Source organism: Dehalobacter sp. (assembly GCA_023667845.1).
GTDB lineage: Bacteria > Bacillota > Desulfitobacteriia > Desulfitobacteriales > Syntrophobotulaceae > Dehalobacter.
Map to the genome: position 1 here is coordinate 1 of JAMPIU010000197.1, position 11,510 is coordinate 11,510.

The following is an 11,510-nucleotide window of genomic DNA, read 5'->3' on the forward strand; positions in this document are numbered from 1 at the left end:
AATGGCAAATCCGCACCGGTTAAGAATTATTGCTTTGCTTGCCGGCAGGCGGATCCATGTGAGCCAGCTCGCCCGTGAGGTTATGATCAGCCGGCCGTTGCTGTACATGCACCTGAAACGTCTGGAGAATGCCGGCCTGGTGACGAGCAAAATGGAGTTGTCGGAGGACGGCAAAGCGATGAATTACTACGAAATAACTCCATTTGTACTGCAACTCAGTCCGGAAAGCATCGTTGAAGCGGTAAAAACGTTGAGCATTAAAAGACCTGACGGCACCGAACCGGAAAGTAAGAACGAGAAGGGGGATAATAAATGAATCAAGAAGTTGTGTTCGGCATTGGCGGAATGGGTTTTGTTCTGGTTATTCTGGCGCTGCTTACGATAATAATTGTTGCCGCAATAACACAAGGAACAAAAATTGTACGGGACAAAACAATCAGCGCGTCACAAATCGCCCGGGACGAGGCATATCGCAAGCTCGCTGAGGAAGCTGTTTCAGCGCAAAAGAAGTTAGCGAATGATCAACAGAGAATAATAAAAGATCTGGCTGAGATGAAGCAAAGCATTTATGCAATGGAAAAAATGCTCCGGGAGGTCGAATAAACAAAAATAATTCAAATGTAAAAGGTGAATGTTATGGAAACAGGATTAATGGTGATGTTTTTTGTGATTATGCCGTTAGTTATCTATGAAGCGGTACTAATACTGACCCGTAGAAACAAACCAAAATTAGCTGTGAAGCAGAAAAATTTGTGGTTGACCACCCACATCATCTTTACCGCTATTTGGATTGGCGGTGCTTTAGGGTCATTATTACTTCTTTTTACAACAACTGTCACTACTAATCGAGAGTTGGTTTATGCTGCCCATCTCTTTATAGATTACTTCGACAGGTATTTAAATATTTCCGGCGCACTTGGCTGTCTAATTACTGGAATTGTGATATCCTTACGCACACAATGGGGAATTACAAAATATTATTGGATAATTAGTAAATTGGTTGCAAATATAGGGATAATCTATTTCGGCGGTGGTTCAATTAACAATTGGGTTCACAACACCCTTGAACTCTCATTAAATGATATGAATGTCTTAAATAACCCGGTTTACCTTCACGATCGTCAGATGCTAATCATTGGTCTTATTCTTTCGGCTGCTATGTTAATCTTGGTTATAGCTATCAGTAAATTCAAACCCTGGGGAAAAAGGAGTATAATTACTCTGAATTGAACCGTGCGTCTAAGCGTTCTCATGATTTTTTACCGTACCGTACAAGCTGTAGCAAGTGTCAATGTTGTCAAGGGGACGTATGTTGTCAAGGGGACGGGGTTGTTGATATATATCAGAAATGAAAGTACAGATGAAGATATCAATATGAAGCTCTCAGTAAATGGGACGGTTATTTTGCATAATGAAACGCGGTTTTATTTAGTGCTGCCAACCATTATTAGTCCGCTTTATGTGGTTCTCTGCTTTGCGTGCCATCATGCTGGCCAATGAGCTTATTAAACTGCTGTGTTCCAAGAGGGTGAACGCAGTTTCCATTAGCGAAAAGCCGGAACGGAATAGAAACATAAAGGGAAACAAAAAGAACGTCCCCCTGTTTCCTCTTCTAAAAAAGCGCGGCAGCGCTTTTTTTGTTGTAAAATTGAAATAAAGATGTAACTTTCCCTCTAATTATTCGTTGTTTTAATGAAAGACGGGGTTGGTGGCGGCGAATTGAAAACTCTGGACGATCTTTACCGGGACAATATGAATGACCTCTACAAATACTTGCTTCGTCTTTCCGGCCACCCCCAGGCGGCTGAAGACCTGGTCCAGGATACCTTTATCAAGGCCCATGATCACCTGGCAAGCTATAAAGGCGAGAAGGTGCGTCCCTGGCTGTTCCGTGTCGCCTATAACGCCTATGTTGACTGGTATCGCCGTGAAAAAAGGCAGGTCAATACGGATCCGGGCTTGCTGGCAAGCCTGTATCCCGGGCAGGCACAAGACCCCGAGGAGTGTTACCAGTTAAAGGAAAGTTTCAACAGATGGTTAAAGGCGGTTGGCTCTTTGCCGGAAAAGACCCGACAGGTAATTGTTCTTCGGGACTATCACAGCTTTACTTACCAGGAAATATCGGAAATCCTGGATATAAGCCTTACCAATGTAAAGGTTACACTGTTTCGGGCCCGCCAGAAGATTAAAGAGGTGATGGAAGATGAACTGTGAGGAATTCCAGCAAATAAAAGAAAAATACCTGAAAGGCAAGGTTTCACCCGGTGAAGAAAAGGCTGTTGAGGAACATTTAGAGAACTGCCCGGCCTGCCGACAGGTCCTGGATGAATTCCTGGCAGCCGTTGAAAAAAACAGTAAGGTCCTCAAAGAAGAATGGTCCGAGGGCTGCGGACTGGACGAAAAAAAGCAGCGCCGTATTTTAATGAGGGCCAAGTATAAAAACCGCATCGGCACGGCGGTCTTCCTGCTATTGCTCATGGCCGTCTTGAGTATTGCCGGAAGTTTTTTGTCCAGCCTGTATTTCAACTGGGGCGGGGAAAATTCCCGGTTATACCGGACGCAGAAGACGGTGGCCCTCCTGACGGAGTTCACCTTCCCCAACGTGACCATGCCCCTGAGTTTCACCCCGCATCCAAATTTCTTTTCCCACGCGGGCTGGGGTCACAGCAGCGTGGAAATAAAGCCGTATTTCGTTGCCATGGGAAATTACGCACTGCAAAAACAGTTGGGCAAGGAAAGCATAGTAATTGGGCACCTGAATGTGAACCAGCTGTTTTCTTCGGTGCTGACCCGGCGCCAGTGGGCCGACGGATCCTACCAGCACTATTTTTACTTTTACCATCCGGATCAGCTCTCAGGCCTGAGTGACAATGGCAGCTATATAGCCGCGGCGGCAGAAGATACCTGGCAGGCCCTGGACATATTGCCCGAGGGGACTGTGGTCGAATTAGCTCTTTCTTTTTGGCAGACATACTCCATAGACCAGGTTAAGGCCATGCTGGATGAATTTGATTTGGAAATCACCTGGTATGCCCTGACCACCGGGACAGAGGGGACATCCCGGGATCCCCGGGAACCCCTGTCTACCAATGACGGAGCCTGGGGCATGCCCGAACTGTCCCGGAACATGTTAAGCCAATACTCTCCGGTTTCCGATGAAGATAGCGCCGTGCGTGAAAAATACTTTGTTGAATCAATGAAGTTCCTGGTTGAAAATGAAAAAACAGCCCGGCGTGTTTACCAGGGCGATCCCCAAAAACTGCTTCTCGAGCAGCGGTACCAGTATATTAAAGATAACGGTATACAAGTTTACGGGGTGGTCGTCACCGGGCCCACCAAGGAATTATTAAAACTGCAAAACCTTGAGTCTGTTCATTCCCCCGCCCTGGGAGAGGTCGGGCTATGGAACTGGTTTAACCGCAGCTTCAGCGGCACGATGTATTAACTGAAACAAGGGGACGTTCTTTTTGTTTCCTTTTTTTCAAAAGTAAAAAGGCAGTCCAGCTGATTTTGCTTGATTTCCTGTAACAAGGAAACAAAATAATATAAGAAGATTCTTTTGTTGATTAAAAAACATACTGGGACAAAGGACCTCTCTCTTTAACCGCCCTTGGAAATGTGTCAAGAGACCGTCTCCTTGTCACGATACAGTGATTTATAAAACCGGCCTAAGAGGCCGGATTTTTATTTTCTGAAAGTGATTCAAAGGATAGAAAGGATAGTAGAAATAAAAAAAATCTCGTTACTTATATGGATATAAAATATTGTTGCAATATTATTATAAAAATGTAATTCTATTAATGTGTGTATTTTGAGTTTATCTGTCAGGTTCAACTTATATGCGACAAAATATAACAGCATAAATACATTTTAAGGGGTGTAGTGTCTGTGGGAGGATTATTTGGTGTTGTTTCAAAAGAAGATTGCGTAATGGATGTGTATTTCGGCACGGATTACCATTCGCACCTGGGGACAAGCAGAGGTGGGATGGCGGTCTGGAGCGGGAAAAGTTTTAACAGGTCAATTCATAACATCGAGAATACACTTTTCAGAGCAAAGTTTGAAGCTGAGCTTGCAGAAATAAAAGGCACCATGGGCATAGGGTGCATAAGCGATACAGAACCTCAGCCTTTGACAGTGCGTTCGCACCTTGGTCAATATGCGATCACTACAGTAGGGAAAATTAACAATTTAGATGAAATTGTCGCCAAAGAATTCACCAACCGAAAAAGTATTCATTTTATGGAAACGAGCAAGGGCGCTATTAATCCTACAGAGCTGGTGTCTGTAATTATAGATCATGAAAATACCTTTAAAGATGGTTTATTAAAAGCGCAGGAGCTGATCCAGGGTTCATGCACGGTTTTACTTTTAACACCGCGGGGAATTTATGCTTCAAGGGATAAACTGGGCAGGACTCCTTTATTGGTGGGTAAGAAAGAAGGTTCTCTCTGTGTCTCTTCCGAGTCCTGTACTTTTGCCAACCTGGGGTATGGTTTCAACTATGAACTGGGTCCGGGAGAAATCGTATTTTTAACACCGGACGGTATTGAGAAGATTGCGCCGCCCGGGAATAAAATGCAAATTTGCGCTTTTTTATGGGTCTATTATGGTTATCCGTCCTCAACTTATGAAGGAGTAAGCGTTGAGGTTATGCGTAACAGAAACGGCGCGGCCCTGGCCAGAAGAGACAATGTGGAAGTTGACCTGGTTGCCGGAGTGCCCGACTCCGGTGTCGGACATGCCATCGGTTACTCAAACCAATCCAAAGTGCCATATGGGCGTCCTTTCATAAAATACACCCCGACCTGGTCAAGGAGTTTTATGCCGCAGAACCAGGAAATAAGAAACCTGGTTGCCAGAATGAAGCTGATGCCCATTCCCGAACTTGTTTCCGGCAAACGCCTGCTCTTCTGCGACGATTCAATTGTCCGCGGCACACAGATGAGAGAAACCGTGGACCTGCTGTACAAATGCAACGCCAGTGAAGTCCACATACGGCCTGCCTGCCCGCCTATTGTTTTTGGCTGTAAATTTTTAAACTTCTCAGTCTCCCGTTCAGCTATGGACCTTGCGGCAAGGCAGGCCATTATTAAGCTTGAGGGAAAAGAACCGGATTCTCTTGACGCCTATTGTGATCCGGCAACTGAGCAGTACAATTGCATGGTGGATTGTATCGGCAAACGGCTGAACCTTTCAACGCTAAAATACCAGAACATCCATGATATGATTGATGCAATCGGGATAGGCAGAGATAAAATCTGTACCTATTGCTGGAATGGGAAAGAACTGTAATAATAAAAAACGCAAATAAATTCCCCGGCTCTATCTTGATGAAAGGCACGGCTCCTTTGCGCTCACACGATATATAGACAAAGCCGATAAATGCAATCGGAAATATGTATTTAACTCACATTATTGGCGGGTGATAGAATCAAAAAAGGAAAATAGTCGCATATTAATACCGTTAATGTATTAAATGCCATCAAATGAAACACCTTAATTTTTACAGGTGGTGGTGCAGGAAGATTAAAAATAGACCTTGCCCGGCTTTTGACTGTCCATAAACAGGTCTAAGGTGGCCGCTTCCGCAGAAAGCGTTCTTGCCGTCTTTTTTGTATTGACGGACACTGCCCGAATTTGTTGGATAAAGAGGTTCAATTTTTCTTGCCATTTCAGCGACTGTGTTCTCTCTGCTGCTTCAGGGTGAGAGAACAGGCCTGAACAAGCCGTATTTAAAATATTGAACTATTTTATGACAACGAAAATTCATTTCGGAATGGTAATAGTTTAAAATTTAAAAGCTTTGCATGGTTACAAAATTAATTAAATGAGCAGAAATTTGGGGGTTCTTAGTGTCACAGCTGCCAGCTAAGCTCATTATTAAGTAAGTGCAGCCACACAAGTAGCCATACTATAGAGACGGTTCTTGTTGTTTTAATTAATAAAAAGTACCAGTATTTAAGACGGTTCTGTTGTTCAATTAATAAAACAAATCGGAGGGTGAGAATTATTATGGCGAAAGATATTCCAAGCGGTCAGGCTAAGCATTTTAGAAGAGGATTTTCAGATTCATTGTTAGAAGATAAAAAGGATTATGATGGTGCGTTTTTACCATTTGACCTGCCTCATACCGATGCTGCTGTAAAAGCTTACAAAATGGGCCGTAATGAAGGAGATGCACTGAAGCAAGAAAGCCGTGCATACAGAAGAGGCCTTTCAGATTCCTTATTGGATGAGAAAAAGGACTACGACGGCAGGTATAAGCCATTTGATCTGCCCAGCGGTGATAAAAACGATTACAAAAAGGGCCGCGTTGAAGGGGATAAAATGAAGAAAGAAATCGATGCAAGGGTCGAGTAAATAAATGTTATGGGATAGTCTCTCTCTTTTGTAATACATCATGGGGGACAGGAGAATAAGTTTTACTTAGAGGGCTTCCTTTAACACTTTTTACAACAGTATGGCAACAGTATGGCAACAGTATCAAGTTAGAACCGTCGCTGGCAGGGGGTAACCTTACGGATACCCCCTTTTCCTTTGCCCAATTTGGCTGACCCTGCTTATGGTTAATGCCCTGCCCTTGATTCCCATGCTTCCTTAAAATACAAAATGTCCATTTAAATAAGGCCCTCAGGCATTTGTCCCGGGGGCTTTTTGTGCCTTATACGCCTTATAGTGTAATAAATATAAGATACTATGTAAAATATAATTGACATATGGTCAAATGTAGATTACAATTATTTTAGAAAGAGGTAGATTTGGGGTGACTTATTGAGTAAAAATTTAAGATTAAAGTCTGCGCGGGCAGCGAAGGATATGTCACAAAAGGATATTGCCGATGCCGTAGGCGTGACCAGGCAGACCATTAACGCGATAGAAAATGGAGATTACAACCCGTCCGTTAAATTGTGTATTTCCATATGCAAAGTATTGGGGAAAACGCTTAACGATATTTTTTGGGAGGATGACAATAATGAATAAGAACGGTTTGGATGAGATGCAGCTTCACAGGAAGAATAAAATCGGGAACCAGGCCTTCCTGATGCTTTTGTACCTGTTGCTGCTTGATGCGGGGCTTTATGGTTTTGGATTCAGGTGGGTCAGTTATCCGGCAAATATTATGATTATTTTATCGGTTTGCTCCGGTATCTATGTAATTCGGCTGATAGCCGGCAATGCCTACGTAGGGCCGTCGGCAGATAGAGAAAAACCGGTGTTAAAGGCCTTCCTTACCGTATTTATTGCTGTGGCTGTTGCGATTGCCATTATCGTCTTAATAGGAAATGCAAGTTTCAGTAACAATAATCAGGTTGGCGATATGGCTGCGCCCATATTATTTATAACAGCTGCCACTGCTTTAATTGTAGCTGTTACAACAAGTATAATAAAGAGAATACAAAATAAGCATAGCCCAGATTAGCTTTATGCTACGACCTTTGTATGGTTTTTGCGCACCGGGCGGCCAGAGTCCGGTATTCTGAAAGGAGGGATTGCTTTGACAAACAGGTGGCGCGCCCTTTTGAGGTTTTCCGGCCTTGCTCTGTTATTAGCAGGCATTTTTGTTGAACTCTCGTCTCCGTGGCCCCTGGTCCTGGGATTTCTAGGCCTGGGTATGTTCCTGGCTGCAGGCGGCTTTGGCTGAAATAGCTGCTAGGAGTTGGTCAACTCCCAAAGGGGAAACAAGGGGACGTTCTTTTTGTTTCACGCGTGTCAAGGGGTTCTGGTGTAAGATACCGGTTTTTTTATAAAGGATAAAACTGTCACCTCGCTGTCACTTCGAACCATCCTCTGGCACGCTCACTGGTATTTTTTTAACCTGATCATGTAAGGCACAAACAACAGCATGCTTACCAATGTAAGAGTGCTTGATATGAGGGCCATTTCCGGGGCGAAAGCATTGCCGGCAAAGGGATTGCTCAATTCACCAAAGGCCCAGCTCAGGCAAAGAGTCAGGATTTTAAGCAGGGCAACCCCCGCCAAAACAATCCCCAGGGGTTTCTTATCCCACAGCATATAGGCGATAAAGCCGAGGGCTGGGAAGATCAAGCAAAGGTCCAGGATAAAAACAGCATAGGTGGGACCAGGCACGTGAGCGGCTATTTCAGGTGTGAGCCTGAGGAGCCATACTGAATAGAGCAGTGCGATCATTATAAAAAGAAATATGATGACAGCTTTTTGCAAGTATTCAGGGACCTGGTAATGTTTTGCCTCTTCCGGGTTTATACTTAGAGCTCCTATTACGATGCTGTAGAAGGATATCCCGAATATCGCCATGTAAATAAGATAAATCGAAGTATACTGCCCCTGGATGGTGTATAGCCCGAAAGCATAAAATAAATACCAGGCCAGGCCGAGCATCATGATATAAATTTTCATAGACTTTTTTTTAAGAAACAGCAATGTCATTACCGCCAGCAAAACAGCGAAGGTGACAGAAACGATATCCTGCGCCTGCGATCCCCAGATTAAGCTCCTGGGAAGGGTCCCCGCCTCGTACACATCATAATAAAGACTCCTGTCAAATACTCCCCTGAGAGACGCATAGAGTGATAAAGCAGAAAGAATGAGCATTAAGGCAGACGTCTGCCTGCTGTTTTGGATTTCCACAGTTTCCCTCCTGCCAGGCATTTTTATTTGCCGATGTTATTATGCGTCCAAGAAAGACATTTAATCGAAGAAACAAAAAGACCGTCCCTTTGTCTTCCCCCTTTCTCCCCCTGTTTCAAAAATTTGTGGACGTTAATGTTATATTAATGTAATGTATATACTGAAAGGCTAAATGAGGAAAAACAGTAAACTATTATCACCAGTAACTGCGGGGTTTATTGTGTTTGATTAGCTAATTTATCGGAAAGGGAGTAAGTCTTATGAGTATGGAGCGTGATTTGTTAAAACTGAAGAGGACAAAAATTTTTACTGTAAATATATTGACAGTGTCGATTGTTATTGTGTGCGCGATAATTGCGTCATTTTACCCGTTAAAGAACGCCGTCGCGGTGGAAAGCCTACAGGCGGAGCCAAATTCCGCGCAGCGGCTCCAGCAATATGATGCCATTGAACAAAAATTGAAAGAGTATATCTTTGCCGATGATAAACTGGCGCAGACTGTTAATCAGGAGTTGATAAACAGCTATGGCCATAATAAAGATTTCATAGTCTTTCTATCGTTGTGCAACGCCGCAGACAGGGCCACAGTGATTTCCGCAACCGGCACAACCCTGGAGCAGGCCTGGGAAAATGCCAGCATTAAAGCAAAGGCATATGTATCAGAAAAGGCTTTTAACACGTTCTGGCTGAAAGCCGATATTGTGAATGACAAGAAAAATATTCTGGCGGCGGATCTTCCTAAAATTATTAATGACAAATCAGAGGGTTTTGATGAATTCTTCAGGCTGGGGATCGCGTTTGACAGCGGCTTTAAAACCGCGCTGCTTGAAACTGAGATCAACGGCAACAAGCTTATTGATTATGACCGCACAGGAGACCTTGATTTAGAGGAAATCAACGAATACCTGTTGCTATATAACAGAAATAGGGTTGACAAAATTCCTGAAACACTTATTTTGTTTACCTGCCGGGGTTACATATATGACGGGACCGGCTGCTATACCTTAAACTACAAACAGGATTACAATTACGGCCGGCGCGTTGTTGAGGAAGTAACAGGGAATTATGCTGACAGTTTAATGGTAAACGGTACGCGGTTTCTGGTAAATTCCATCCAGGCGGACGGCAGCTTTACTTACGGTATGTATCCCACCTATGACAACCAGATTCCGGATTACAATATTTTGCGACATGCCGGAACCGTATGGAGCCTGGTTACACAATATGACGCGGCAGCCGGCGAAACGCATAAAAATGCGATAGAAAGCTCCATGAGATACTTGCTGGGAGAAATCGAGTATGATTACAAGGCCGGTGGTGCTGCCTATGTGGTTGAAAGGAAAAGCAACGAGATCAAGCTCGGCGGAAACGGCATCGCTGTTTGCGCCCTGGTAGACTATATGAAAACTTTTCAAAGCGATGAGTATCTTGAATTATGCGAAGCGCTGGGCAGCGGCATATTGAACATGATGGACCGGAATACAGGCAAATATTATCACGTGCTTTATTACGGCGAAAGCGACCGGAGCGACTTCTCGCGCAAAGCGGAATACCGGACGGTATACTATGACGGTGAGGCTACCCTCGCGCTGGCCAAACTCTACGGCTTAACCGGGGATCAGAAGTGGCTCAATGCTGCAAAGGCCGCTGTTGAAAATTTTATTAGAAGGGACTATGTGCAGTTCAAGGACCACTGGGTTGCTTATTCCATGAACGAAGTGACAAAGTATGTGGACGATGCCCGCTACTATGAATTTGCGCTGAGAAACGCCAATGAAAACCTCGACAAAATATATTACCGGGGCACCTCGTATCACACGTATATGGAATTGTTAATGGCAACCTTTGAACTTTACGATAGAATTGTTGAAAAAAATATACAGGTTGACTATATGGATAATTTCGACGCCGGGTATTTTATCGATACAATTTTCTACAGGGCGGACCATATGCTGAACGGTTATTTTTACCCGGAGTACGCGATGTATTTGAAGAAACCGGCAAAAATTCTGGATACATTCTTTGTGCGCCATGACGGGTACAGGATCAGGATAGACGATGTGCAGCATTTCATGGGAGGATATATTCAATACAGAGATAATTATAATAAACTGATAAAATACCGCGGGCTTCCACAAAAGAGCGGCCTAGCCCATGAGGCTCCATTAAGTAATGATGAGCCCCTGATCGAATCCGACTACTAAATACTGGTTGGCAGGCAAGTAGTGTTCTGCCGGATAAGATAGCCGCCAGGAAAAGTTTAAGATCCAGCGGGATTAAAGCACAGCCGGTTGGGTGGGCCTCACCTTGACCGGCTTCTTATTCTTTAAATGATTCTTTAAAACGGTATCCGGTTTTTGGAGTAAAGCATTTATGATGTTATCTTCCATAAAGGGGATAGAGTTAATCTTGTAGAAAGTATTATTTAAGATCATTATCGTGCGGTATTGCTCCCGGGAGGGGTGTTGGGAAATTGTATAAGAAAGAAATGCATTTACTGGAGGGCACTTTTTTAAGCGACACCAAAAATTTCAGGCGCGTCCTGCTGAGTATAGCTGACGGGGTGTACATGACCGACCGGAACAGAAAGATCATTTTTTGGAACCGCGCCTGCGAGAAAATTACCGGCTTTAGTTCAAGTGACACTCTTGGACATAAATGTTCCGATAATATTTTGAATCATGTTGATATTAATGGGAATCCGCTTTGTGAAACCGACCTCTGCCCCCTGCATCAGAGCATGGCCAAAGGGGTGCCCGGCGACAAACCGGTCCTCGTGCGCGCTAAGCGGCGTGACGGTTCACGTGTAATCGTGGAAGTAAGCGTGGCGCCGATCGTGCGGGAAGACGGAGAGGTAATCGGAGGCATAGAGATATTCCGGGACGCAACACTGGATCAGG

At 44.1% G+C, this 11,510-nt stretch carries 13 protein-coding genes; 12 read left to right on the forward strand and 1 reads right to left on the reverse strand.

Annotated elements, in window-relative coordinates:
• Position 1: 1 nt before the first annotated feature.
• The 10 genes from NC238_15850 to NC238_15895 all read left to right on the forward strand — a co-directional run bounded on the left by NC238_15850 (position 2) and on the right by NC238_15895 (position 7,645).
• The gene (locus NC238_15850) at positions 2–316 is read left to right on the forward strand and encodes a winged helix-turn-helix domain-containing protein (GenBank protein MCM1567380.1); all 315 of its coding nucleotides are present in this window, start codon (positions 2–4) and stop codon (positions 314–316) included.
• The gene (locus tag NC238_15855) at positions 313–603 is read left to right on the forward strand and encodes a hypothetical protein (GenBank protein MCM1567381.1); all 291 of its coding nucleotides are present in this window, start codon (positions 313–315) and stop codon (positions 601–603) included. Before NC238_15850 ends, NC238_15855 begins: the two co-directional genes overlap by 4 nt.
• 33 nt (positions 604–636) lie before the next feature.
• Positions 637–1,230 (forward strand): DUF2269 domain-containing protein, encoded by a 594-nt coding sequence (locus NC238_15860; GenBank protein ID MCM1567382.1) that lies wholly within the window; start codon positions 637–639, stop codon positions 1,228–1,230.
• 489 nt (positions 1,231–1,719) lie between these two features.
• Entirely contained in the window at positions 1,720–2,214 is a 495-nt protein-coding gene (locus NC238_15865; protein ID MCM1567383.1) for a sigma-70 family RNA polymerase sigma factor, read from the forward strand.
• Positions 2,204–3,445: an anti-sigma factor gene (locus NC238_15870; GenBank protein MCM1567384.1), complete on the forward strand. Its 1,242-nt coding sequence runs from the start codon at positions 2,204–2,206 to the stop codon at positions 3,443–3,445. Before NC238_15865 ends, NC238_15870 begins: the two co-directional genes overlap by 11 nt.
• Positions 3,446–3,888: 443 nt before the next feature.
• The gene (locus tag NC238_15875; protein MCM1567385.1) at positions 3,889–5,295 is read left to right on the forward strand and encodes an amidophosphoribosyltransferase; all 1,407 of its coding nucleotides are present in this window, start codon (positions 3,889–3,891) and stop codon (positions 5,293–5,295) included.
• A gap of 720 nt (positions 5,296–6,015) precedes the next feature.
• On the forward strand, positions 6,016–6,363 hold the full coding sequence (locus NC238_15880; protein MCM1567386.1) for a hypothetical protein: 348 nt from the start codon (positions 6,016–6,018) through the stop codon (positions 6,361–6,363).
• Between the two features lie 456 nt (positions 6,364–6,819).
• Complete coding sequence (locus NC238_15885) at positions 6,820–6,984, forward strand: helix-turn-helix transcriptional regulator (GenBank protein MCM1567387.1); 165 nt, start codon at positions 6,820–6,822, stop codon at positions 6,982–6,984.
• Positions 6,977–7,423, forward strand: coding sequence for a hypothetical protein (locus NC238_15890; protein MCM1567388.1), 447 nt, complete (start codon positions 6,977–6,979; stop codon positions 7,421–7,423). Before NC238_15885 ends, NC238_15890 begins: the two co-directional genes overlap by 8 nt.
• Positions 7,424–7,498: 75 nt before the next feature.
• The gene (locus tag NC238_15895; GenBank protein MCM1567389.1) at positions 7,499–7,645 is read left to right on the forward strand and encodes a hypothetical protein; all 147 of its coding nucleotides are present in this window, start codon (positions 7,499–7,501) and stop codon (positions 7,643–7,645) included.
• Positions 7,646–7,800: 155 nt separating this feature from the next.
• Here NC238_15895 and NC238_15900 read toward each other — a convergent pair whose 3' ends face one another.
• A complete protein-coding gene (locus NC238_15900; protein MCM1567390.1) occupies positions 7,801–8,610 on the reverse strand; it encodes a hypothetical protein in 810 nt (269 codons plus the stop codon).
• A gap of 260 nt (positions 8,611–8,870) precedes the next feature.
• On the opposite strand from NC238_15900, the gene NC238_15905 reads away from it, so the two are divergent.
• Together NC238_15905 and NC238_15910 are read left to right on the forward strand one after the other, a co-directional pair.
• On the forward strand, positions 8,871–10,814 hold the full coding sequence (locus NC238_15905; protein MCM1567391.1) for a glycosyl hydrolase family 88: 1,944 nt from the start codon (positions 8,871–8,873) through the stop codon (positions 10,812–10,814).
• 269 nt (positions 10,815–11,083) lie between these two features.
• Positions 11,084–11,510 (forward strand): PAS domain S-box protein (locus NC238_15910; protein ID MCM1567392.1); only part of this gene is annotated, 427 nt, incomplete at its 3' end.